23 protein-coding genes are annotated in these 23649 nt (G+C 71.4%); 14 read left to right on the plus strand and 9 right to left on the minus strand.

The features are described from left to right. Window positions 1–16: 16 nt before the first annotated feature. Window positions 17–2311 (minus strand): glycogen debranching protein GlgX, encoded by a 2295-nt coding sequence (glgX, locus tag ACIQVL_RS31785; RefSeq protein ID WP_403477077.1) that lies wholly within the window; start codon window positions 2309–2311, stop codon window positions 17–19. Between the two features lie 243 nt (window positions 2312–2554). On the opposite strand from glgX, the gene ACIQVL_RS31790 reads away from it, so the two are divergent. The 6 genes from ACIQVL_RS31790 to ACIQVL_RS31815 all read left to right on the plus strand — a co-directional run bounded on the left by ACIQVL_RS31790 (window position 2555) and on the right by ACIQVL_RS31815 (window position 8935). After that, window positions 2555–3790, plus strand: coding sequence for an Ig-like domain-containing protein (locus ACIQVL_RS31790; RefSeq protein WP_403477078.1), 1236 nt, complete (start codon window positions 2555–2557; stop codon window positions 3788–3790). A 155-nt stretch (window positions 3791–3945) separates the two neighbouring features. After that, window positions 3946–5181 carry an Ig-like domain-containing protein gene (locus tag ACIQVL_RS31795; RefSeq protein ID WP_403432525.1) on the plus strand — a complete coding sequence of 412 codons (1236 nt, stop codon included), beginning with the start codon at window positions 3946–3948 and terminating at the stop codon, window positions 5179–5181. A 120-nt stretch (window positions 5182–5301) separates the two neighbouring features. Next, the gene (locus tag ACIQVL_RS31800; protein ID WP_403477079.1) at window positions 5302–6069 is read left to right on the plus strand and encodes an enoyl-CoA hydratase/isomerase family protein; all 768 of its coding nucleotides are present in this window, start codon (window positions 5302–5304) and stop codon (window positions 6067–6069) included. A gap of 289 nt (window positions 6070–6358) precedes the next feature. After that, on the plus strand, window positions 6359–6868 hold the full coding sequence (locus tag ACIQVL_RS31805; protein WP_403432530.1) for an ATP-binding protein: 510 nt from the start codon (window positions 6359–6361) through the stop codon (window positions 6866–6868). A gap of 103 nt (window positions 6869–6971) precedes the next feature. Then, window positions 6972–7742: a polysaccharide deacetylase family protein gene (locus ACIQVL_RS31810; protein WP_403432533.1), complete on the plus strand. Its 771-nt coding sequence runs from the start codon at window positions 6972–6974 to the stop codon at window positions 7740–7742. Continuing rightward, the gene (locus tag ACIQVL_RS31815) at window positions 7742–8935 is read left to right on the plus strand and encodes a beta-propeller fold lactonase family protein (RefSeq protein WP_403432536.1); all 1194 of its coding nucleotides are present in this window, start codon (window positions 7742–7744) and stop codon (window positions 8933–8935) included. Before ACIQVL_RS31810 ends, ACIQVL_RS31815 begins: the two co-directional genes overlap by 1 nt. Before the next feature lie 17 nt (window positions 8936–8952). Here the strand turns inward: ACIQVL_RS31815 and ACIQVL_RS31820 are convergent, their stop codons facing one another. Beyond that, the gene (locus ACIQVL_RS31820; RefSeq protein WP_403477080.1) at window positions 8953–9588 is read right to left on the minus strand and encodes a GNAT family N-acetyltransferase; all 636 of its coding nucleotides are present in this window, start codon (window positions 9586–9588) and stop codon (window positions 8953–8955) included. A 54-nt stretch (window positions 9589–9642) separates the two neighbouring features. On the opposite strand from ACIQVL_RS31820, the gene ACIQVL_RS31825 reads away from it, so the two are divergent. Both ACIQVL_RS31825 and ACIQVL_RS31830 read left to right on the plus strand, forming a co-directional pair. Continuing rightward, window positions 9643–10590: a MerR family transcriptional regulator gene (locus tag ACIQVL_RS31825; RefSeq protein ID WP_403477081.1), complete on the plus strand. Its 948-nt coding sequence runs from the start codon at window positions 9643–9645 to the stop codon at window positions 10588–10590. A gap of 47 nt (window positions 10591–10637) precedes the next feature. Further along, on the plus strand, window positions 10638–10850 hold the full coding sequence (locus ACIQVL_RS31830; RefSeq protein ID WP_362654655.1) for an EF-hand domain-containing protein: 213 nt from the start codon (window positions 10638–10640) through the stop codon (window positions 10848–10850). A 49-nt stretch (window positions 10851–10899) separates the two neighbouring features. Here ACIQVL_RS31830 and ACIQVL_RS31835 read toward each other — a convergent pair whose 3' ends face one another. Together ACIQVL_RS31835 and ACIQVL_RS31840 are read right to left on the minus strand one after the other, a co-directional pair. Beyond that, entirely contained in the window at window positions 10900–11697 is a 798-nt protein-coding gene (locus tag ACIQVL_RS31835) for an ABC transporter ATP-binding protein (RefSeq protein ID WP_403477082.1), read from the minus strand. Beyond that, window positions 11694–13388 (minus strand): 2-isopropylmalate synthase, encoded by a 1695-nt coding sequence (locus ACIQVL_RS31840; RefSeq protein ID WP_403477083.1) that lies wholly within the window; start codon window positions 13386–13388, stop codon window positions 11694–11696. Before ACIQVL_RS31840 ends, ACIQVL_RS31835 begins: the two co-directional genes overlap by 4 nt. Before the next feature lie 204 nt (window positions 13389–13592). Between ACIQVL_RS31840 and ACIQVL_RS31845 the strand changes: the two genes are divergently transcribed. Beyond that, window positions 13593–14297, plus strand: a complete 705-nt coding sequence (locus ACIQVL_RS31845) for a FadR/GntR family transcriptional regulator (RefSeq protein ID WP_403477084.1) — start codon at window positions 13593–13595, stop codon at window positions 14295–14297. Between the two features lie 73 nt (window positions 14298–14370). Further along, on the plus strand, window positions 14371–15033 hold the full coding sequence (locus ACIQVL_RS31850) for an NADPH-dependent F420 reductase (RefSeq protein ID WP_403477085.1): 663 nt from the start codon (window positions 14371–14373) through the stop codon (window positions 15031–15033). A gap of 84 nt (window positions 15034–15117) precedes the next feature. On the opposite strand, the gene ACIQVL_RS31855 is transcribed toward ACIQVL_RS31850, so the two are convergent. Both ACIQVL_RS31855 and ACIQVL_RS31860 read right to left on the minus strand, forming a co-directional pair. Continuing rightward, window positions 15118–15678, minus strand: coding sequence for a glycoside hydrolase family 25 protein (locus ACIQVL_RS31855; protein WP_403477086.1), 561 nt, complete (start codon window positions 15676–15678; stop codon window positions 15118–15120). Between the two features lie 99 nt (window positions 15679–15777). After that, entirely contained in the window at window positions 15778–16833 is a 1056-nt protein-coding gene (locus ACIQVL_RS31860; protein ID WP_403477087.1) for a phosphatidylinositol-specific phospholipase C domain-containing protein, read from the minus strand. A 157-nt stretch (window positions 16834–16990) separates the two neighbouring features. On the opposite strand from ACIQVL_RS31860, the gene ACIQVL_RS31865 reads away from it, so the two are divergent. Beyond that, window positions 16991–17893 carry a PfkB family carbohydrate kinase gene (locus ACIQVL_RS31865; protein ID WP_403477088.1) on the plus strand — a complete coding sequence of 301 codons (903 nt, stop codon included), beginning with the start codon at window positions 16991–16993 and terminating at the stop codon, window positions 17891–17893. Between the two features lie 433 nt (window positions 17894–18326). Here the strand turns inward: ACIQVL_RS31865 and ACIQVL_RS31870 are convergent, their stop codons facing one another. Beyond that, window positions 18327–18518 carry a hypothetical protein gene (locus ACIQVL_RS31870; protein ID WP_403477089.1) on the minus strand — a complete coding sequence of 64 codons (192 nt, stop codon included), beginning with the start codon at window positions 18516–18518 and terminating at the stop codon, window positions 18327–18329. After that, entirely contained in the window at window positions 18518–18694 is a 177-nt protein-coding gene (locus ACIQVL_RS31875) for a hypothetical protein (protein ID WP_403477090.1), read from the minus strand. Before ACIQVL_RS31875 ends, ACIQVL_RS31870 begins: the two co-directional genes overlap by 1 nt. Before the next feature lie 88 nt (window positions 18695–18782). Between ACIQVL_RS31875 and ACIQVL_RS31880 the strand changes: the two genes are divergently transcribed. The 3 genes from ACIQVL_RS31880 (at window position 18783) to ACIQVL_RS31890 (ending at window position 21879) form a co-directional block, all read left to right on the plus strand. Beyond that, entirely contained in the window at window positions 18783–19097 is a 315-nt protein-coding gene (locus ACIQVL_RS31880; RefSeq protein ID WP_403477205.1) for an ArsR/SmtB family transcription factor, read from the plus strand. Further along, window positions 19097–19363 (plus strand): hypothetical protein, encoded by a 267-nt coding sequence (locus ACIQVL_RS31885; RefSeq protein WP_403432557.1) that lies wholly within the window; start codon window positions 19097–19099, stop codon window positions 19361–19363. Before ACIQVL_RS31880 ends, ACIQVL_RS31885 begins: the two co-directional genes overlap by 1 nt. A 116-nt stretch (window positions 19364–19479) precedes the next feature. Next, the gene (locus ACIQVL_RS31890; RefSeq protein ID WP_403477091.1) at window positions 19480–21879 is read left to right on the plus strand and encodes an MMPL family transporter; all 2400 of its coding nucleotides are present in this window, start codon (window positions 19480–19482) and stop codon (window positions 21877–21879) included. A 366-nt stretch (window positions 21880–22245) separates the two neighbouring features. On the opposite strand, the gene ACIQVL_RS31895 is transcribed toward ACIQVL_RS31890, so the two are convergent. Then, window positions 22246–23613, minus strand: a complete 1368-nt coding sequence (locus ACIQVL_RS31895; protein ID WP_403432561.1) for an L-serine ammonia-lyase — start codon at window positions 23611–23613, stop codon at window positions 22246–22248. Window positions 23614–23649: the final 36 nt, after the last annotated feature.

The raw sequence follows: 23649 nt of genomic DNA on the forward strand, positions 1-23649 counted from the left end.
CAGCCGAAACGCTGCCTCAGCCGACCACCCTCAGCAACAGCACAGTCCGCCCAGGAACCGTGATCGCCGTCCCCCCTTCGTGCACCACCCCCGGCTCCGCGCCCTGTTCCTCCAGCGAGGTGTCCACCAGTACCTCGTAGCGCTGGGCCCACGGCGGGCCCGGCAGGACGAAGCGGGTCGGGCGGGCGCCGGCGTGCAGGACGGTCAGGAAGCTGTCGTCGAGGACCGGGGCGCCGCGTTCGTCGCGGCCGGGTATGTCCCGGCCGGAGAGGAACATGCCGAGGGTGGCGGCGGGCGCGTACCAGTCGCCCGCGGTCATCTCCTCGCCATGGGCCGTGAACCAGGCCAGGTCGCGCAGGCCGTCCGCCGAGTGCGCGCGGCCGGAGAAGAAGGCGCGGCGGCGCAGCACCGGGTGGCGGTGGCGGAGCCGGACGAGGCGGGCGGTGAGGTCGAACAGGGGCCGCCAGGCGGGGTCGTCGAGCAGGCTCCAGTCCAGCCAGCTGATGTCGTTGTCCTGGCAGTAGGCGTTGTTGTTGCCGCCCTGGGTGCGGCCCAGTTCGTCGCCGGCGACCAGCATCGGGACGCCCGTCGAGAGGAGCAGGGTGGTGAGGAGGTTCCGCAGCTGCCGTCGGCGCAGGGCCTGAACGCCCTCGTCGTCCGTCTCGCCCTCCGCGCCGCCGTTCCAGGACCGGTTGTCGCCGGAGCCGTCCCGGTTGTCCTCGCCGTTGGCCTCGTTGTGCTTGCGCTCGTAGGACACCAGGTCGCGCAGGGTGTAACCGTCGTGCGCGGTCACGAAGTTGACCGAGGCGTAGGGGCGGCGGCCGCCCCAGGCGTAGAGGTCGCTGGAGCCGGAGAGGCGGTAGCCGAGGTCGCGGACGTCCGGGAGGGCGCCGCGCCAGAAGTCGCGGACGGCGTCGCGGTAGCGGTCGTTCCATTCGGTCCACAGGGGTGGGAAGGCGCCGACCTGGTAGCCGCCCGAGCCGACGTCCCACGGCTCGGCGATCAGCTTCACCCGGCGCAGCACCGGGTCCTGGGCGATGACGGCGAGGAAGGGCGAGAGCATGTCGACGTCGTGCATCGAGCGGGCCAGCGCGGCGGCGAGGTCGAAGCGGAAGCCGTCCACGCCCATCTCGGTGACCCAGTAGCGGAGCGAGTCGGTGATGAGGCGCAGCACATGCGGGCGGACCACGTGCAGGGTGTTGCCGCAGCCGGTGTAGTCCGCGAAGCGCCGGGCGTCGTGGTCCTGCAGGCGGTAGTAGCCCCGGTTGTCGATGCCCTTCAGGGAGAGCGTCGGGCCCAGCTCGCCGGCCTCCGCGGTGTGGTTGTAGACGACGTCGAGGATGACCTCGATCCCGGCCGCGTGCAGCGCCCGCACCATCCGCTTGAACTCGCCGACCTGCTGTCCGGTCGTACCGGAGGCGGCGTAGGCCGCGTGCGGGGCGAAGTAGCCGATGGAGTTGTAGCCCCAGTAGTTCTTCAGGCCGCGCCTGAGCAGGTGGTCCTCGTGGGCGAACTGGTGGACGGGGAGGAGTTCCACGGCCGTCACGCCGAGGTTGACGAGGTGGTCGATCGCCGCCGGGTGGGCCAGGCCGGCGTAGGTGCCGCGGAGTTCCTCGGGTATCCCGGGGTGCAGTCTGGTGAAGCCGCGCACGTGCAGCTCGTAGATGACGGAGTCCGCCCACGGTGTCTTCGGGCGGTGGTCGTCGGACCAGTCGTCGTCATCGTGGACGACGACGCCCTTGGGGACGTACGGCGCCGAGTCGCGGTCGTCGCGGACGGTGTCGGCGACCTGCTGGTCCGGCCAGTCCCGGACGTGCCCGTACACCTCGGGCGGCAGCGCGAACTCGCCGTCCACCGCCCGCGCGTACGGGTCCAGGAGCAGCTTCGCCGGGTTCCAGCGGGCGCCGGTCCACGGGTCCCAGCGGCCGTCGACCCGGTAGCCGTAGCGCTGTCCCGGGAGCACGCCGGGGACGAACCCGTGCCAGATCTCGTGCGTGAGTTCGGTCAGCGGGATGCGGGTCTCCCGCCCCTGCTCGTCGAAGAGGCAGAGCCGGACCGCTTCCGCCCCGGCCGCCCACAGCGCGAAGTTGGTGCCCGCCACCCCGTCGGGACCGACCCGGAACCGGGCGCCGAGCGGTGTCGACGCCCCCGGCCACGCCGCCGGGACGGGGAGGGGGGTCCCGTTCACCGCGGGGGTGTGCGCCGTGGAGCCGGCCGCCGCGCGGCCTTCCACCGCCGCGCCGTTCACCCCGGCGCCGTCCGCCCTCGGGGCCCGCGCCGGTGCCCCCTGCTGCTCGGCTGCGCTCGTCACCTGTCGGCCCCTTTTTGTGTCCCGCGGCTCGCCGACCACCGGGGCGCGCCCACCCGCGTCCGAGCAGCCGACAGCGCCCGGACTCCCGGTCCCGGGCACGGTCGGCGGCTCGCTACGGACGTGCCCGCGACGGCTCGCGCACGGGCACGGCGGCTCCCCAGCTCGTCGTCCTTCCCTCTGTTCTGCCCAGTGCCGGCGTCGCACTCACGTTTCCCAGGGGCATGCCCGCTCGTTGAGCCGCACGTGAGGCATCCACAAGGGCGCGCACGGCGCGCGGGGGCCGCGTTGGCCGCGGTACTGACATGGGCGGCGCTGCTGGCGGGAGCGGCCGGCTGCTCCCCGGACGGCACGCACGGGCTCGGCATCGACCACGTCCTGGGCGGCAGACCCGCGGCCCCCGAGGACGTCATCCGCATCTCCCCGGACGACGGCACCAGGGCGGTACGGCCCGACGGACCGCTGATGGTAAGGGTGCCCAGCGGCCGCCTGGAGTCCGTCAGCGTCGTCAGGTCCCAGGACGCCCAGGACTCCCCGGTCCCCGGGCACATCGCCGGGGGCGGCACGATCTGGCGGCCGGACGACCCGAAACTCGCGCTCGCCGCCAAGTACACCGTCGACGCGGTGGCCGTCGACGGCGGCGGCCACCGCTCCGCCCGCCACACCACCTTCACCACCCTGGTCCCCGACGAACGCTTCATCGGGTACGTCACCCCGGAGAACCGGGCCACCGTCGGCACCGGCATGATCGTCTCCCTCGCCTTCAGCCGCGACATCGAGGACCGCGCCGCCGTCGAACGCGCCGTCCAGGTCACCGCCAAGCCCGCGGTCGAGATCCGCCCGCACTGGTTCGGCAAGAACCGCCTCGACTTCCGCCCCGAGCGCTACTGGCAGCCCGGCACGGTCGTCACGGTCGGCCTGAACCTCCGTGACGTCGAGGGCGCCCCCGGTGTCTACGGCCTGCAGTCCAAGACGTTCACCTTCACCGTCGGCCGCAGCCAGGTCTCCCTCGTCGACGCGGCCGCCCACACCATGGAGGTCCGCCGCGACGGCGAACTGCTCGCCACCGTGCCGATCACCGCGGGGGCGCCCGAGCACACCACCTACAACGGGAAGATGGTGGTGATGGAGATGCACGACGTGACCCGCATGAACAGCCGCACGGTCGGCTTCGGCGGCGAGTACGACATCCCCGACGTCCCGCACGCCCTCAAGCTGACCGACTCCGGCACCTTCCTGCACGGCAACTACTGGGCGCCGGACGCTCCCGGCCGCGTCAACGTCAGCCACGGCTGCGTGGGCCTGCGCGACGTGAAGGGCGGCAGCTCGGACACGCCCGCGGGCTGGTTCTACGACCGCAGTCTCATCGGTGACGTGGTCGAAGTCGTCAACAGCAAGGACAAAATGGTCGCTCCCGACAATGGCCTCGGGGGATGGAACATGGGGTGGAAGGAGTGGAAGGCGGGCAGCGCGGCCAAGTAGCCAGGTGAGGGGCGGGTCGGTGGGGGCGAGAAGTTGCGACGCAACGGTGACATTCGCCCAACACCAACCTCAAAACCCTGCGGTTAATATGCGCCAGAGCGCGCGCCTGACGCGCCGGGGTGGGCCTGACCAGGCCCTGGGAGGGGAGAACGACTGTGAACGAGCGGCCGATATCGGGGGCGTCGGTTCGGGGGACGCGGCGCAGGCAGGGGATGGCGGTCGTCGCCGGTGTCCTGCTGATGGCCGTCACCGCCTGCGGCGGGGGCGGCTCCTCCGACAAGGGGGCGGACCAGGGCAAGGCCAAGGACTCCACCACCCAGGCGAGCAAGCAGTCCGTGGCCACCGTCAGCATCAGCCCCAGGTCCGGCGCGACCGGCGTGGACACCAGTGGGGCGCTCAAGGTCAGCGCCGCCAAGGGCAAGTTGACCGACGTCGAGGTCAAGGACGCCAAGGGCAAGGAGATAGCCGGGGCGATCGCGGCCGACGGTGCCAGCTGGACGCCCTCGACGCACCTCGCCAACTCCACGAAGTACACGGTGCACGCCATCGCGAAGGACGCCGACGGCCGTGAGTCGGCGGAGGACTCCAGCTTCACGACGCTCACCCCGAAGAACACGTTCATCGGCTACTTCACGCCGGAGGACGGTTCCACGGTCGGAGTCGGCATGCCGTTCTCCGTCCGCTTCACCCGCGGCATCACCGACCCGGCCGCGGTGGAGAAGGCGATCACCGTCAAGACCGAGCCGGCGGTCGACGTCGAGGGCCACTGGTTCGGCAACGACCGGCTCGACTTCCGCCCCGAGAACTACTGGAAGTCCGGCACGAAGGTCACCGTCTCCCTCAACCTCAACGGCGTCGAGGGCCGTGCCGGGGTGTACGGCGAGCAGGCCAAGACCGTGAAGTTCACGATCGGCCGCAACCAGGTGTCCGTCGTCGACGCCAAGAAGCACACGATGAAGGTCATGCAGGACGGCAAGGTCGTGAAGACCCTCGCGGTCACGACCGGCAAGCCGGGCTACGACACGTGGAACGGCCAGATGGTCATCAGCGAGAAGCTGCGCGTGACGCGCATGAACGGCGAGACGGTCGGCTACGGCGGCGAGTACGACATCAAGGACGTGCCGGACGCGATGAGGCTGACCACGTCCGGGACGTTCATCCACGGCAACTACTGGGGTGGCGACGCGTTCGGCAACTACAACGCGAGCCACGGGTGCGTCGGCCTCCGGGACATCCGGGGCGGGGGTGACCGGTCGGTGCCGGCCGCCTGGTTCTTCGACCACTCGATCATCGGGGACGTGGTGACGGTGAAGCACTCGAACGACCAGACCGTTTCGCCCGACAACGGGCTCAACGGGTGGAACATGTCCTGGAAGGAATGGACCAAGTAGTTCGTCGGGTGCGGGTGCGGGTGCGTGGGGGCTGGTCGCGCTCACGCGGCGGTGGCCGCACATCGATACGGCCCCGCGCCCCTGAGGTGGGGGTCGTGAACGCCCGCTAACCTGCGAGGCATGACTGTAACCCTCGAAGTCTCGGCAGGCGTAGGTACGATCCGCCTCGACCGCCCGCCCATGAACGCGCTCGACGTCGCCACCCAGGACCGGATCAAGGAGCTGGCGGGCGAGGCCGCCCGGCGTGAAGACGTGCGTGCTGTTGTCATCTACGGCGGCGAGAAGGTCTTCGCGGCGGGAGCCGACATCAAGGAAATGCAGAACATGGACCATGCCGCCATGGTTCTGCGCTCGCGTGACCTCCAGGACTCCTTCAGTGCCGTCGCCCGGATTCCCAAGCCGGTCGTCGCCGCCGTCACCGGCTACGCGCTCGGCGGCGGCTGCGAGCTCGCGCTCTGCGCGGACTACCGCATCGCCGCCGACAACGCCAAGCTCGGGCAGCCCGAGATCCTCCTCGGGCTCATCCCGGGAGCCGGCGGCACCCAGCGGCTGCCGCGGCTGATCGGCCCGTCCAAGGCCAAGGACCTGATCTTCACGGGCCGGATGGTCAAGGCCGACGAGGCGCTCGCCATCGGACTCGTCGACCGGGTCGTGCCGGCCGCCGACGTGTACACCGAGGCGCACGCCTGGGCGGCGAAGCTGGCGCAGGGTCCGGCGATCGCGCTGCGGGCCGCAAAGGAGGCGGTCGACACCGGTCTGGAGACCGACCTGGAGACCGGGCTCGCCGTCGAACGGAACTGGTTCGCCGGGCTGTTCGCGACCGAGGACCGGGAGCGCGGGATGCGCAGCTTCGTCGAGGAGGGGCCGGGCAAGGCCAAGTTCCTGTGATCTTCGCCCTGATGTGAAAGCCCCGAACCCCTTGCAATTGACGCGATGTCTGATTCCGGGTCCCCCGATGGGGCGGATTATGGGAGCCTTAAGGCAACCCTAAGCCCGCCTTGTCGAGGGGGTCTGGCGATTGCCCGGAGATGGCACGTCTTCGCAGGTCGGACCGGCTTCCGATGCCTTCGGAATGCCGATGGCATATGCCGATCACCCGGTGAAGGGCGGAGGCTTTGCGGGGGCGTATTCCCCGGGAACGGCCACGGAGGGCGCTCTCGACGGCCATGATGGGGGCATGGCGGGGCTGGAGGGCATCGAACAGCCGCGGGGACACAGCCGTGCGGCCGCGGCGCGGTGGTCGCCTGCGGTCGAGGACGAGCGGGCGCTCAAGGCGATCGAACTGTTCGGCAATCCGACGGACGCGGAGGTTCCGCTGCCGTCCCGCCCCGAGTCCGCGGCGACCGCCCGCCGCCTCGCCCAGGTCGTCGTCCTCCGCCAGTGGCACCTCAGCCCCAAGATGACCGAGGACGCGGTCTTACTCGTCTCGGAACTGGTGGGCAACGCCGTACGGCACACCGGCGCCCGGGTGTTCGGCCTGCGGATGCGCCGCCGCCCCGGCTGGATCCGGGTGGAGGTGCGCGATCCGTCGCGCGGCCTGCCCTGCCTGATGCCGGTTCAGGAGACCGACATCAGCGGCCGCGGCCTGTTCCTGGTGGACAAACTGGCGGACCGCTGGGGCGTGGACCTGCTGCCCCGGGGCAAGACGACGTGGTTCGAGATGCGGGTCGCCGACCGCGCCCCGTAGGAGCGCCGGGGGAGGACCTGCGCGGCAGGCCCCCGCCGTCCGCGACTTGCAAGAACAACCCTTTTCGGGTCAATAGCCCATTTTCTTACCTATCCCGCCTTAAATGGTGCAGGTGACCCCCACCCACCGACGCGACCTCCTCCGCGCAGGCGCCGCCCTCACCGCCGGAGGCGCCTTCGCCACCGGTTGCGGCACCACCGGTACGGCCACCGCGGCACCCCCCGCCACCACCGGCGCCACCGGCCCCACCGCACCGTCGGCTGCTTCCACCCCGCTCCCCTTCCAGGTCACCCACGGCCCCCGTACCACCGCCGCCGTCGCCCTCACCTTCCACGGCCAGGGCGACCCCACCCTCGCCGACCAGCTCCTCGGCACCGCCGAGCAGCACGGCGCCCACCTCACGGTCCTGGCCGTGGGCAGCTGGCTCGACGCGTACCCCGCCATGGCCCGCCGCATCCTGGACGGCGGTCACGACCTGGGCAACCACACCCAGCGGCACGTCTCCGTCAACGCCATGGCGGAGGCGGACGCCCGCAAGGAGATCACCGACTGCGCGGAGCGGCTCCGGCGGCTCACCGGATCGATCGGTACCTGGTTCCGCCCCTCCAGGGCGCCGACCGCCTCCCCGCTCGTCGCCCGGCTCGCGGCCGAGGCCGGCTACCGGCACGTGCTGTCGTACGACGTGGACTCGCTCGACTACACCCGGCCCGGTGCGTCGGCCATCACCCGCAAGGTGCTCGCGGAGGTCACGGGCGGCTCGGTGGTGAGCATGCACTTCGGGTATCCGGACACGGTCGCCGCCCTCCCCGCCGTCCTCCAAGAACTCCACCGCCGTGGACTGCGCGCGGTCACCACCACGGAGCTGCTCAGCTGATGCGAACCACGAACGCCGCCCGTCTGCTGTCCGCCGGTGCCGTCCTCGCCGTCCTGGCCCTGCTGCCCGCGTGCAGCGGCGGCTCCGAAAGCCCCGCCGCACCGGCCGCCGGCACCACCGCGGCCGTGCAGCCGCCGGCGAAGAAGGCGGAGCCGGCCGTCGACGCACTGCCGGGGATGCCCCCGGTCCTCGACCCGAAGGACGTGTACGCGGCCGACCGCCCCGGCAACCTCTCGCCCGTCGTCAAGGGCTTCCCGTCCCTGGTCTACGTCCCGAACACCAACTCCGACACGGTCTCGGTCATCGACCCGAAGACGTACCGGGTGATCGGGACCATCCCGGTCGGCCGGCAGCCGCAGCACGTCGTGCCGTCCTGGGACCTGAAGACCCTGTGGGTCAACAACGACCTGGGCAACAGCCTCACCCCCATCGACCCGAGGACCGGCCGGGCCGGCAAGCCGGTCGCCGTGCACGACCCGTACAACCTGTACTTCACGCCCAACGGCAGGTACGCGATCGTGATGGCCTCCAACGACCGCCAACTGGTCTTCCGGGACGCCCACACCATGCAGACCGTCAAGGCCGTCCCGGTCAGCTGCTACGGCGTCAACCACGCCGACTTCTCCCTCGACGGCCGGTACTTCATCGTCTCCTGCGAGTTCAGCGGCGAAGTGCTCAAGGTGGACACGGAGCAGATGAAGGTGCTCCGGCAGGAGAAACTGCCGTACCACGGCGCCATGCCGCAGGACGTCAAGGTCTCCCCGGACGGCAAGCGGTTCTACATCGCCGACATGATGGCCGACGGGGTGTGGGTCCTGGACGGCGACGCCTTCACCAGGCCGACCTTCCTGGCCACCGGCAAGGGCGCGCACGGGCTGTACGTCAGCCGGGACTCCCGCGTGATGTACATCTCCAACCGGGGCGAGGGCACCATCTCCCTCTTCGACTTCGCGCAGAACCGGCTGACCGGGAAGTGGCGGCTGCCGGGCGGCGGCAGCCCCGACATGGGCGGGGTCTCGGCGGACGGCAAGGTGCTGTGGCTGTCCGGCCGCTACAACTCCGAGGTGTACGCCATCGACACCCGCACCGGCACCGAACTGGCCCGCATCCACGTCGGCAGCGGCCCGCACGGACTCGCCGTCTACCCGCAGCCGGGCCGCTACTCGCTGGGCCACACCGGCATCTTCCGCTGAGACCGGGCCCGCGGGCCTCAGACCCTGAGCAGCAGCGCCTCGGCGCCCACCGGCACATAGCCGGCCGCCTGGAACGCCCGGACGCTGCGGGCGTTCCCCGGCGCGACCTGCGCCCACAGGGGTTCGTCCGCGAGCTGCCGGGCGGCGGCCACCAGGGCCCGGCCCAGCCCGCGCTGCCGTACCCCCTCGGCCACCTCCACCGAGACCTCCAGCCGCCCGGCGACCCCGCGCCCCAGCGTCAGCACCCCGCCGGCCACCGTCCAGGCGCGCACCTCGTCCCGGCGGGCGCGAGCGTAGGCGACGCGGGAGTGGTCGGGGCCGGTGGGCTCGGTCAGGGGAAGGTCCGGGCGGCCGGGCAGCGGGCCGGCCACCAGGAGCGCGTCGATCGTCTCCTGCTCGCGGCCGGTGCGGTCCATCAGGGCGGTGAGGAAGCGCGCGTTCATCGTCGCGCACAGGGGATCGCAGGGGACCGCGCGCAGGGTGTCGTACACCCACTCCGGGTCCTCGTCGACGAAGGCGACCGAGTGCGCGGTGAAGGAGAGCACCCCGGCGTCCCGTGGGGAGGGCTGCGGCACGACCGTCGTACGGCCGTCGGGCGGCGGGAAGACGCCACGGGCAGCCGCGTCGAGAACGTCCCGCAGGGTCTCTGCCACCCCGTACCCCTCCTCCTTGAGTCTCCACCCACTGGAAGGCCCACACTCGCAGACATGCTGCACTATCCGGGGGGCGGCCCCCCAGACCCCCCGAACGACGGCACCGGACTTTTCACCATCGGCGAGCTGGCCCGCGCCACCGGACTGACCGTGCGCACCATCCGCTACTGGTCCGACGAGGGCGTGCTCACCCCGGTGACCCGCTCCGCGGGCGGCTACCGGCTCTACGACGCCGAGTCGTTCGCGCGCCTGGAGCTGATCCGCACCCTGCGCGAGCTGGGGCTCGGGCTCGGGCATGTGCGTGCGGTGCTCTCCGGCGAGCAGACCGTGGCCGAGGTCGCGGACGCGCACGTGGCGGCGCTGGACGCGCAGATCCGCTCGCTGAAGGTGACCCGTGCGGTGCTGTCGACCGTGGCGCGACGGGGTTCGACCGCAGAGGAGACGACGCTCATGAACAAGCTGGCGCGGCTGTCGGCCGCCGAACGGAAGCGGATCATGGAGGAGTTCGTGGCCGAGCTGTTCCACGGGCTCGACACCGTCGACCCGGCCATCGAGGAGCGGATGCGCTCCATCGCCGCGGACCTGCCGGAGGACCCCACCCCGGAGCAGGTGGACGCCTGGGTGGAGCTGGCCGAGCTGGTCCGGGACCCGGAGTTCCGGGCGCAGATGCGGCAGGTGGTCGAGTTCAACGCCGCGGACGCGGACCGCTCCCTCGCCTCCGGGCGGGCCACCTGGTTTCCCATGCGGCTGGTGCAGCTCGGCGCGGAGGCCCGCGAGCGGGGGATCGCCCCCGAGTCGCCCGAGGCGGAGGCGATCGTACGGGAGGTGCTCGGGGGCGGGGACCTGACCGAGGTACTCGAACGGATGGAGTCGGCGTCCAACGACCGGCTCGCCCGGTACCGGGAGTTGCTCACCAGGATGAAGGGTATGGAGCCCGCGGCCGCGCACCGTGAGGAGTTCGCCTGGGTGGTCGCCGCACTGCGAGCCCGCGCGGCCGGTTAATCTGACCTCCGTCAACAGGCAGTAAAGAGTACGAAGGGGCGGATCCGGTGGCGGACATCGAGGAAGCACGCAAGCAGTTCGAGCGGATCGATACGGACGGTGACGGCGCCATCACCGCGGCCGAGTTCAAGACCGCCCTGGCCCAGGGGGGCGACTGGAACGTCACGGACACGGTCGCCGAGGCCATCATCAAGACCCGCGACCTCAACGGCGACAAGGTCCTGTCGTTCGACGAGTTCTGGGCCTACCTGAGCAAGTGACCCGAAGAGGGGGGCGGCCGGCTCATGGAGCCTGGGGCCGCCCCCCTTCTCATGCCCCGGCTTCTCCGGCCTCGACGCGGACCGTCCAGCGGCCGCCGTGCCGCTCCAGGGTCAACGGCAGGTCGAAGCACTTGCCCACCTGGTCGCCGGTGAGGACCTCGGCCGCCGGGCCCTGCGCCAGGGCCCGGCCCTCGCGCAGCAGCAGGGCATGGGTGGTGCCCGCCGGAAGCTCCTCCAGGTGGTGGGTGACCAGGACGGTCGCCAGCCGCGGACCGGCCCGGCGCAGTGCGTCCAGCGCGCCGATCAGCTGCTCCCGGCCCGGCAGGTCCAGGCCGGTGGCCGGTTCGTCGAGCAGCAGGAGCCGGGGTTCGGGCATCAGGGCCCGGGCGATCAGGGTCCGGCCGCGCTGCCCCTGCGACAGCGTGGGCCAGCGGGCCTCCCGGTGCCCGGCCAGCCCCAGCATCCCGATCAGCAGGTCGGCACGCGCCGTCTGCTCCGGCGTCGGACGCCACCGCGGCAGCGGTGCCACGGAGTTGGTCAGCCCGGTCAGCACCACGTCCCGGACCCGCAGCGGTTCGGTCAGCGGGTGGCGGGGGTCGACATGGCCCACCTGCGTGCGCAGTTCACGCAGGTCGACGCGGCCCAGCCGGCTGCCGAGGACCTCCACGGTGCCCCGCGTCGGATGCACCAGGGCCCCGAGCAGACCGAGCAGGGTGGACTTCCCGGCGCCGTTGGCCCCGAGCAGCGCCCAGTGCTCGCCGGACCGGACGGTCAGGGACACCTCCTGGAGGATCGGCCGTCCGTCGCGCACCACGTGCACGTCGTCCGCGCGCAGGACGACGCTCATCGCACCGCCGCCCGGTTCACGGCCGACAGGACCGCCCCGACGGACGCGGCCAGCGGGGCGGGGCCCTCCGCCGCGCCCCAGGCCGTCGTCGTGCCGACCCGGCACTCGGCGAAGGCGTACGGCCCGGTCATGGTGACCTCCAGGATCTCCGTGGCGTGTCCCGCGCCGGTCAGCGCGTCCGCGAGGGCGGTCAGCGCGCCGGGGCCGGTGCCCTCGTGGTCGCCGGTGCGGTCGCCGGTGCGCAGGGTGCAGACGAAGCGGTGCCGGCCCGGTGCCTCCTCGTGGACCGACCAGGACTCCAGCCGGACCTCGCCGTCGGTGCCCTGGGACAGGTAGGCGGCGCGGAAGAGGTCGTACAGCTCCTTCGGCGTGGCCTCCCGGCCGCTCGCGTCCGTCGCCTCCTGGACGAGACGCGCGAACCCGGGGCGCATCCGCTCGGGCAGGTCGATGCCGTGGTGGGTGCGCAGGAGGTACGCCGAACCGCCCTTCCCGGACTGTGAGTTGACGCGGATCACGGCCTCGTACGAGCGGCCCAGGTCGGCCGGGTCGACGGGCAGGTAGGGGACGGACCAGGGGGCCCGGGACTGGGGGACCCCCAGCTCCTCGGCTCTGCGGGCGTGTTCCTCGAAGCCCTTGCCGATCGCGTCCTGGTGGGTGCCGGAGAACGCGGTGTGGACGAGGTCGCCGGCGTAGGGGTGGCGGTGGTGCACGGGAAGCCGGTTGCACTCCTCGACCGTCGCCCGGACGGCGTCGATGTCACCGAAGTCGACCATCGGGTCGACTCCTTGGGCGAACAGGTTGAGGGCGAGGGTGACCAGGTCGACGTTGCCGGTGCGCTCGCCGTTGCCGAACAGGCAGCCCTCCACCCTCTGGGCCCCGGCCAGCACGGCGAGTTCGGCGCAGGCGACGCCGGTGCCGCGGTCGTTGTGCGGGTGCACGGAGAGGATCACCGAGTCGCGGCGGGCGAGGTGGCGGTGGGCGTACTCGATCTGGTCGGCGTAGACGTTCGGGGTGGCGATCTCCACGGTCGCGGGCAGGTTGTGGGTGACCGGCCGGTCCGGACTCGCGTCCCACAACTCGGTGAGTCCGTCGCAGAGTTCGAGGACGAAGTCGGGTTCGGTGAGGTTGAAGGTCTCCGGCGAGAACTGGAACCGCACCCCCGGCGACGCCCGGCGTGCCATGTGTTCGGCGGCCTCGCGGACCGTCCGCCGCACCGCGGCCCGGTCCCGGCGCAGCACCACCTCGCGCCACACGGGCGAGGTGGCGATGTAGAGGTGGACGGCGGCCCGCTCCATCCCCTCGATCGCCTCGAAGGTCCGGTCGATCAGGTCCCGCCGGGCCGGGGTGAAGACGACGGGCGTCACGTCCCCGGGCACCGCCCCGTCCGTCACCAGGTGCCGTACGAAGTCGAAGTCGGTCCGGCTCGCGGACGGGTAGCCGACCTCGATCTCCTTGAAGCCCAGCCGGACCAGCAGTTCGAAGAAGCGGCGCTTGCGCGGGGTGTCCATCGGCTCGGCGAGCGCCTGGTTGCCGTCGCGCAGGTCGACGGGCACCCACAGCGGGGCGCGCTCGATCCGGGCGGCGGGCCAGCCACGGCCGTCCGGTACCGGCACCGGCACCCGTTCCTGGAAGGGGCGGTAACGGTCGTACGGCATGGGGCTGGGCTGCTGGGGATTCCACAGAAGAGTCATCGTGCTGCTGCCTCTCGGCGCGTCGGTCGGTGACCGGCAGCACGGCGACCCGCGGCGGGGTGCCGGTCGCGTCAGGCCCCGCCGCGGCAGCCGAGAAGAAGACCGCGGAATGTCATGACCGGTAGGCTAACCACTCCTCAGGTCCTCAGACAAGTGAGAATTCCTGTGCATCCCGTCCGTCCGCAGAGGAGTTGGTGACACCGCATGGCCCTCGGTCCCGTCCGCCCGAGCCCCCTGGTCGAACAGGCCGCCGCCCGGCTGCGCGCCCAGATCACCGGCGGCGCCTGGCCCGTCGGCACCCGGCTGCCCGGCGAGACGACCCTGGCGAAGGAGCTGGGCGTGGGCCGCTCCACGGTCCGCGAGGCGCTGCGCGCGCTCGCCGGGGCCGGGCTGGTCCGGCCCCGGCAGGGTTCGGGCGTCTTCGTCATCGCGACCGAGGCCGCCGAGGACTGGCCGACGCGGCTGCGCCGGGCCGCGGTGACCGACGTGTACGAGGTCCGGACGGCGGTCGAGGTGCACGCGGCGCGGCTCGCCGCCGAGCGCCGTACGGCGGCGGACGTGACGGCGATCGAGGCGGCGCTGGCGGGCCGCCGGGCGGCCGGGAGCGCCGACGACGCGGCCTTCGTCGACGCCGACATCGCCTTCCACGCGGCCGTGGTGGCCGCCGCGCACAACCCGGTGCTCACCGATCTGTTCGCCGAGTTCAGGCCGGTGCTCAGGGAAGGGCTGATCGAACTGCTGGCCCTGACCGGCCTGCGCACCACCGACCCGGACACCGGCGACGCGGCCCATGAGGCGCTGGCGCGCGCGGTCTTTGAGGGCGACGCGGAGACGGCGGCGGAGGTGCTGCGGGCGGAGCTGGCGGATCCGTTCGCGGGGCCTCACCCGCCCGGCCCAGCCGCGGAATAGGTCACGCACGCCCGGGGTTGTCGCCCCACAGCAGCATATGTATGCAGGTGCATGTACTCTCGAAAGGCGTGTCATGAAGATCGGCGTCATCGGCGCGGGCAACATCGGCGGCAACCTCACTCGGCGGCTGGCCGCCCTCGGCCACGACGTGTCCGTGGCGAACTCACGGGGCCCCGAGACGCTCGCCGGGCTGGCCGAGGAGACGGGAGCGACGGCGGTACGGGCCGAGGAGGCGGCGCGCGGCGCGCAGGTCGTGGTGGTCACGGTCCCGGTGAAGGCGGTCCCGAACCTGCCGTCCGGCCTCCTGGACGGCGCCGCGGCGAACGTCGCCGTGATCGACACGAACAACTACTACCCGCGGGAGCGGGACGGCCGGATCGCCGGCATCGAGGACGAGGGCATCACGGAGAGCCGGTGGACGGAGCGGCAGATCGGCCACCCCGTGATCAAGGCCTTCAACGGCACCTTCGCCCAGGACATCCTGGACCGCGGCCGCCCCGCCGGGGAACCCGGGCGCCAGGCCCTTCCGGTCTCCGGCGACGACGAGGACGCCAAGCGGGTCGTCCGCGCCCTCATCGACGAGCTCGGCTTCGACACCGTCGACAACGGCGGCATCGACGACTCCTGGCGCCAGCAGCCGGGCACCCCGGTGTACGGCCTGCGTGCGGATGTGGAGGGCGTCCGCAAGGCCCTGGCGGAGGCGTCCCCGGAGCGCCCGGAGGGCTTCCGCGGCTGACGGCCCGGCAGGCGCCCGCGGGACGACCGGCGGCGGGACCGCACCGGGGAGCCCGGTCCCGCCGCCCCGCACCGGCGCCGCTGCTCAGTCCTCCTTCGACGCCCAGGCCTTGAGGGCGGCCTTGCTGGCGAAGTCCGCCACGTCCTTGTCGTGCGGGTCGCTGGTGTACTGGTGGAAGCGCCACTCGGCCTCGATGCGGGGGTGGCCGGCGCTGACGTAGTCGGCGATCCAGAGGCCGTCGCCGGCGTACGAGGTGGTGTCGATGTTCAGCCAGAAGTTCCGGTTGGTGTAGAGCACGACCCGGTGGTCGGGCCGCAGCGCCTTCACCTTGCGGATGAAGGAGTCCTTCTCGGCGTTGCCGGCGTGGGTGCCGTCGCCGGTGGTCTCCCAGTCGACGGCGAGGATCTCGCCGGCTTTCTCGGGGGCGTGCTGGACGAAGTACTCGGCCTGGGCGGTGAGGTTGCCGGGCCAGAGGAAGTGGTAGAAGCCGACGACCAGTCCGGCGTCGCGGCCGGTCTTGGTCTGGGCGGCGAGTTTGGGGTTGACGTACGAACGCCCCTCCGTCGCCTTGATGAAGACGAAGGAGAGGCCGTCCGTGTCGTAGCTCGACGACTGGTACGCGCTCACGTCGATTCCGTGCAGCATGGGGGAACTCCCTGGGTGCCAGTGGGGTGACACGAGTTGCAACTGCGTATGTCGTATTCCCCGCCGCGCCGGGAGGGATCCGCGTGCGCGCGTGAATTGTCAGCTCCGGGCCGCCACCTCGCTGAGCACGGCCGCCGACTTCGTCGACCAGTCGGAGGTGATGATGGCGGCGTGGTCGGCGGCGAGCAGCGCCAGCCGGGCCGCGACCTCGGCGTCCGTCGGTGCGGTCGAGGAGATCGCAGGTGAGACGTTGTAGGCGTCCGTCATGATCAGGATGTAGTGGTTCGCGGCGTAGAACGACGTGTCGTAGCCGTTGTTCACGTAGGTCGCCGCGTCGCCGTCGAAGAACACGAACCAGGGCTGGATCGAGGCGTCGTACCTGCTGGTCCGGGGATCCCCGTTCGCGGCGCCCAGCACGGCGGGGAAGGCCTGGGCCTGGGAGATGTTCCCGGCCGCGTACAGGTCCCGCAGGTGGTCGCCGTACTCCTGGTCCGTCCAGTAGTGGTCGAACGGGTTGGCCTGCTCCACCGTGCCGGGGATCAGTTCGAAGATGAACTTGCCCTTGAGCTGGTCACGGGTGGGCCAGGCGTTGGCCTTCGCGGCGGCGTCGAGGGTGGAGTACGAGGAGCCGAGCAGGTCGGCCGGCCTGTAGACGCTGCTGCCGAGCTTCTGCGAGACGAGCGTGTCGAACGCGGTGGGGCCGAGGCCGATGGTCTGGTTGAACCCGACCTTCATCTCGACCTTGACGACGACGGGTGCGTGGTCCGGGTGCAGTTGCTCCCAGGCCGCCATGTTGTCGAGGCAGCTGCCGAGGTCCTGGCTGGTGGCCTGGCTGTACAACTGGCTGGGGGTGCTGGCGTGTTCGCAGTTGTTGTCGTCGCCCCACGGGTTGCTGTGGCTGACCCGCCACCGCTTGCTGATGCTGTCGACGTACACGTCCAGCTCCAGCAGTGAGGCTCCGGAGTCCAGCGCCTGCGCCCAGTAGGTGTACTTGCCCCTGTCGTAGGCGTTGTGCGTGCCGATGGAGGTGGTCTCGGAGAACTTCGCCGCGTTCAGGTCCGTGGCCGTGGCAGTGTCCGCGTGTGCGGCGGAGCCCGCCATCACGAACAGGGCCCCGGCACCCACGACCGCCGCCAGCCGTCTCAGTACACGCATGACCCAACTCCCTTGGGTTGGTGGTGAGTTGGCGGCAGCGTAGAAGCTTGCGGTTACTGAGCGATAGCCCCTGGGGGAACATCGGCCTCCGGAACTCCCCCGGGACTCGTGAGGCCGCACGTACGCTGACCGCAGGCCGAGGCCCGAGGAGGCGCTGGTGCGGACGGAGCCGATGGCGGGGCGGCGGCCTGCGGGCCTCTTCGTGGGGCTGTGCACGCTGGACGTCATCCAGCTGGTGGACCATGTGCCGGACCCGGACGAGAAACTGACGGTCCGTGGCCAGGTGGTGGCGGCGGGCGGTCCGGCCACCGGCGCGGCCGTTGCCTTCGCCCACCTGGGCGGCCGGCCCCGGCTGCTCACGGGCCTCGGCTCCCATCCGCTGGCCCTCGGCGTCCGGGCGGACCTCGACGCGCTCGGCGTGCGCCTCACGGACCTCGCCGCCGACCGCGTGCAGCCGCCCGCGGTGTCCTCGATCCTGGTCACCGAGTCGACCGGAGAGCGTGCGGTCGCCTCGGCCAACGCGACCGGGCACCGGCTGCGGGCCCCGGCCGGACTGGCGGAACTGCTGGAGTCGTGCGACATCGCCGAGTTCGACGGGCATCACATGGACCTGGCCGTCGAGGTCGCGCACGCCGCCCGCGCGGCCGGCCGGCCCACCTTGCTCGACGGAGGGAGCTGGAAGGACGGCACGGAGCGGCTGCTGGCGTCGACCGACGTCGCCGTGTGCTCGGCGGACTTCCACCCGCCCGGTGCCGCCACGCCCGCCGAGACCCTGGAGTTCCTCCGGGACCACGGGGTGACCTGGGCGGCGGTCACCGCCGGCGGGGCGCCGATCGTGTGGGCGGGCCCCGGTGGCGGCGGCCTGGTCGGTGTTCCGGAGACCCGCGTGGTGGACACGCTGGGCGCGGGGGACGTCCTGCACGGTGTCCTCGCCCACCACCTGAGCGGCCCCGGCCCCGTCGACGGGCCGGCCTTCGCCGAAGCCCTGGCGCGGGCCGCGGCGGTGGCCTCCCGCGCGTGCGCCTCGTTCGGCACGCGCGCGTGGCTGACGGCGGGCTGACCGGCGGGCCGTCTCACCGTCCTCCAGCAGATCACGGCCCGCGCCGGTGACTGCATCCCGGTCCTGGCGACCCACCAGTTGGTCGACACGAAGATCGCTCCCGTACGTAGGGAGGGTCCTCCTGGCCCAGCCGCCCTGATGCGCCGCTGATCAGTGTGTATAGGTCCGACGCCTTCCTCGCGAACGGTCGCGACACCGTGTTCGCGCGCAGTGGCTCCTGTCCGGGCGTCGACGTCGGCGGCGGCGGAGCCGCCCGGTACCGGCAGCGCAACGGTACGACCCGTACGGGACACCGCTGAGGTACTGGGAACTGGTGCCTTTCGGCCTTTATCTGAACGCCGACATCGTTCGTGCGGCAGTGCAGGACGACAACCCGCCGGGGGGCGAGGCGCACGGCTGGGGCTCATGCCCGGTCGCTTCAGGCGGCTGCGTCCTACCGGAGCGCTGGTTCGGGCAGCAGGCCGGACACGTCGTCGCGCCGACGCAGCCGATTCAGGGCCGGTGTGGTGAGGGCCGTGGTGACCGGAGCCATCCGGACCAGCATGGTGAACAAGTCCCGGCCGATCACGCCCAGTTCGAGACCGACGTTCGGAATGACGAGTTCGGTCGGGCCGCGGCAGTTCATCAGCGCGCCCAGTGACAGGGCCTCCCGCCGGCTCTGTCCGCAGACGCGGGCCGCCAGGGTGCTGCCGCCCCACTTCCCAGGATGGCGACGGCGAGGACGGCCACGGCCCAGAGCCGCAGGGCCGGGTCGTCGCCGAGCATGCCGATGTCCGTGCTCAGGCAGTCTCTGCCTGGCATGTGCCAACTCTGACTGGTACCTGCTAACGTTTCTTGGCATGTGCTGGGTGTTGCTATGAAAGCGCCTCTGCCAAGCGGAGACGAGTTGGTGCTGACGCTGGCGACGCTGGCCAACCCACACCGTCTGCGGGTGGTGGCGATGCTGGCCGGCGGGCGAAAGTACGTGAGCCAGTTGGCTCGGGACATGGGGATCAGCCGCGCGCTTCTCCAGGTCCACCTGAAGAAGCTGGAGGCCGCGGGACTGGTGTCGGCGCAGCTGGAGATCTCACCTGATGGGAAAGCGATGAAGTTCTACGAGGTGACACGGTTCTCGGTGCACCTGACGCCGGAGGCGATCGCGGCCGTGGTACCGGAGCTGACCGGTGCCGACACGACCCGTGGGGACGGGGAGGGGACTGTCTGATGAAGGCCACCGACTACCACACCGGTACCGACTGGCAGGAAGTGTTCGGTGTCATCGGCGTCTTCCTGCTGATCACCGTGGTGCTCACGGTGATCATCTGGCAGTTCGGTGCCAACTGGCGCGCGAAGGCCGTGCTGGCCCGTGAAGAGGAGTACCGCAAGCTGGCCGAGCAGGCGCTCGCGGCCCAGCAGGAGACGGAACGCCGCCTGGGCGACATAGACGGCCGCATGGCGTCGCTGGAGCGGATCCTCAAAGAAGTCGAGTAGACGCATAACTGGGCCGCCGAGCTGCAACTCGGCGACCCAGTGCTCGGAAGGCATGTCCCTCGCCGCTGGGCGAGTTTTCCCTGGATACGCTCCTCCACGTTTAAGGAGAGCAGCTCATGCTGCGCAAAGGCAAGTCAGACCGCGGGCTGCCCGCAGAAGAAGAGAGGCCGGACGCATCGCGGGCCCTGGACCCGGTGGGACCCGCCCGCGGGGTCGTGGAGTCCGTCGCCGGATGGTCGGTCCGGCACAAGGGCCTCGCCATTGCGGGCTGGCTCGCGCTGGTGATCGTCGCCATCCTCTCCAGCGCGCTGATCAGCGGCTCCGACGCCCGGTCCACCGATCCCGGTGAGGCGGGCCGGGCCCAGCAGATCGTGCGCACCGAGGACAGCGGTGACTCGATCCGCGAGAACGTGCTGTTCCAGTCGCGCGCGGCCGACGGTCCCAAGTTCACCGAGAGCAGCCGGCTGCAGAGCGCCGCCAAGGACCTGGTGTCCAAGCTGCGCGGTGCGGACGCCGGGGTGCGCGACATCGGCTCGCCGTTCAGCGGGAACGGCGGGCGATGGCTGTCCGACGACGGCCGGTCGGGCCTGGTGACCTTCGAACTCGGCGGACCGCTGGAGAAGCAGAAGGAGTACTACGTCAAGGTCGTCGGCCTGCTGAAGGAAGTGCAGGACAGCAACCCGGACCTGCGGATCGTGCCGGCCGGCGACCGCAGTCTGAACGCCGTGGTCGACGACGCGATCAAGGACGACTTCAAGAAGTCCGAGGTCACCTCGCTGCCCCTCACCCTGGTGATCCTGCTCGTCGTCTTCGGCTCGCTGATCGCCGCCGGTATACCGCTGCTGCTCTCCGCCACCGCGGTGATCGGCACCTTCGGACTGCTGCAGACCGTCGGGCACTTCGTGCCGGTCAACAGCGCCGCCTCCTCCATCGTGCTGCTCATCGGCATGGCGGTCGGCATCGACTACTCGCTGTTCTACCTGCGCAGGGAGCGGGAGGAACGGCTGGCGGGACGTGACACCCGGGACGCGCTCGCGATCACGGCCCGCACCTCGGGCCGCGCCGTGGTGGTCTCCGGCCTCACCGTGATGGTGTGCGTGCTCGGCCTGCTGTTCTCCGGACTCGATGTCTTCAAGGGCCTGACCGCCGGCACCGTGATCGTCGTGGGCATGACGGTGCTCGGCTCCGTCACCGTGCTGCCCGCGACGCTCGCCGCCCTGGGGCACCGGATCGACAGGGCACGCATCCCCTGGCTCGGCCGGCGCAGGACCGTGGCGCGCGAGTCGCGCATCTGGTCCTCGGTGGCCCGCACCGTGGTACGGCGCCCCGCGCTGACGGGCGGCGTCGCCGCCCTGGTCCTGCTGCTCGTGGCGCTGCCCGCCTTCGGGATGCGGCTCCAGGACCCGGCCACCACCGACAGCCTGCCGCGCAGCGTCGCCCAGGTCGACGCCGCGGTACGCATGAACGACGCGTTCCCGGGTGCCGCCAGCCCGGCCCGGGTGGCGATCGCCGCCGACGACGGCTCCAGCGCCGACACCCCCGCCCTGCGTACGGCCATCGACGCCCTGCACCAGGAGGCCGCCACGCCCGGTAGCGGAATCGCCGAGCCGATCACCCGGGTTTCCGTCGGCGACGTGGTGGTGGTGCGCGTACCGCTCGTCGGCAAGGGCACCGACGACACGTCCAACGCGTCCCTGGAGAGGCTGAGGGACAAGGTGCTGCCCGCCACCCTCGGCAAGGTGCAGGGCATCGACTACGCGGTCGGCGGCAAGACGGCGACGCCGTACGACTTCGCCCACCAGCTCAACAGCCGCTCCCCGGTGATCTTCGTCTTCATCCTCGCCCTGGCCTTCGTCCTGATGGTGGTGGCCTTCCGCTCCTGGGCGATCCCGCTGGTGTCGATCCTGCTCAACCTGCTCTCGATCGGCGCGGCCTACGGCGTCCTCACCTGGGTGTTCCAGAGCGGGCATCTGGGGTCGTTGCTCGGCTTCACCTCCTATGGAGGCGTGGTCGCCTGGCTGCCGTTGTTCATGTTCGTCATCCTCTTCGGGCTGAGCATGGACTACCACATCTTCATCCTCAGCCGGATCAAGGAGCGCTGGCTGGGCGGTGCCGACGCGCGCGCCGCGGTCATCGGCGGAATCAGCAGCAGCGCGGGTGTGGTGAGCAGCGCGGCCGTGATCATGATCGGTGTGTTCACGGTCTTCGTCAGTCTCTCCGCCATCGAGTACAAGATGATGGGCGTCGGCATGGCGGTCGCCATCCTCGTCGACGCCACCGTCGTCCGCGGCGTGCTCCTGCCCGCCGCCATGACCCTGCTCGGCGACCGCGCCTGGTCGCCCCGGCCCGGCAAGAACGGCAGCCGCGAAGGCTCCGCGGCGGTGTCCGCCGAGACGCAGACCCCCGAACCGACGACGTTCAGCGGCTCGCGTCGGGAACTCCCGTGGCCGGCGTGTCGGCCGACAGGGGCCGGCGGGCGTACCGACGCAGTCCGTACAGCAGCGGTGCGGGCGTGAGATCGCGCGGGGGTGAACCATGGCGGATACGGGGTCGTTCGGGATGCGTGGTCCGGGACGGTCACCCGTCCCGGCGACGGCTCAGTTTCCGTACGGCTGCCGCAGGTGGGCGCTCTCGGGCGCGCACAGCAGGAGGGGGAGCGTGTCTGTCTCGGCCATGGGTTGTCTGCCTTCCCGCCGGAGCCGTGGAGACGGAGCGCCGGCCGCGCCGCGGTGTTGCGGGGCGTATACGCGCCGGCATTCGATCGGTTTCAGCCTGGGCGAGTCCCCTATAGACCAGCTGTACGGACCGGGTTTACGTGGGTGATGCAAGGAAGGCCCCGGCAGCGCCGAAAGACACGAACGCGCTGCTCGGGGCCTGCTCCCCTAGCACTCGATGATGTTCACCGCCAGCCCGCCCCGGGCCGTCTCCTTGTACTTCACGCTCATGTCCGCCCCCGTGTCCTTCATGGTCTTGATGACCTTGTCCAGGGACACCTTGTGGGAGCCGTCGCCGCGCATGGCCATGCGGGCCGCGGTGACCGCCTTGACCGCGGCCATGCCGTTGCGTTCGATGCAGGGGATCTGGACGAGGCCGCCGACCGGGTCGCAGGTGAGGCCGAGGTTGTGCTCCATACCGATCTCGGCCGCGTTCTCGACCTGCTCGGGGGAGCCGCCGAGGACCTCGGCGAGCGCGCCCGCCGCCATCGAGCAGGCCGAGCCGACCTCGCCCTGGCAGCCGACCTCGGCGCCGGAGATGGACGCGTTCTCCTTGAACAGCATGCCGATCGCGCCGGCGGCGAGGAGGAAGCGGACCACGCCGTCCTCGTCGGCGCCCGGGACGAAGTTGATGTAGTAGTGCAGGACCGCCGGGATGATGCCCGCCGCGCCGTTCGTGGGGGCGGTGACCACCCGGCCGCCGGCCGCGTTCTCCTCGTTGACGGCCATCGCGTAGAGGGTGATCCACTCCATCGCGTGCGCCAGCGGGTCGCCCTCGGCACGCAGCTGGCGGGCGGTCACGGCGGCCCGGCGTTTCACCCGGAGCCCGCCCGGCAGGATGCCCTCCCGGGACATGCCGCGGGAGACGCACGCCTGCATCACCCGCCAGATGTCCAGCAGGCCCTCGCGGATCTCCTCCTCGGTGCGCCAGGCCCGCTCGTTCTCCAGCATCAGCGCGGAGATCGACAGACCCGTGTCCTTCGTCAGGCGCAGCAGCTCGTCGCCCGTGCGGAAGGGGTACTTCAGGACCGTGTCGTCCAGCACGATGCGGTCCGCGCCGACCGCGTCCTCGTCGACGACGAACCCGCCGCCGACCGAGTAGTAGGTCTTGGAGAGGAGTTCGGCCCCGGCCGCGTCGTACGCCCAGAGGGTCATGCCGTTCGCGTGGTAGGGGAGCGCCTTGCGGCGGTGGAGCTTGAGGTCGTCGTCGAAGGAGAACGGGATCTCGTGCTCGCCGAGGAGGGACAGGCGGCGCGTGGCCTTGATCGTCTCGACGCGGTCGTCGGCGGTCTCCACGTCCACCGTGCGCGGCGAGGCGCCCTCCAGGCCGAGCAGCACCGCCTTGGGGGTGCCGTGGCCGTGGCCGGTCGCGCCGAGGGAGCCGTACAGCTCGGCGCGTATCGAGGCGACGGACTCCAGCAGGTCCTCGTTGCGCAGGCGGCGGGCGAACATCCGGGCCGCGCGCATCGGGCCGACGGTGTGGGAGCTCGACGGGCCGATGCCGATCGAGAACAGGTCGAAGACCGAGATGGCCACGGGAACTCCTCCAAAGAGGGTGGGGGCACACGTCGT

The organism is Streptomyces sp. NPDC090499, from assembly GCF_044769305.1.
Classification (GTDB): domain Bacteria; phylum Actinomycetota; class Actinomycetes; order Streptomycetales; family Streptomycetaceae; genus Streptomyces.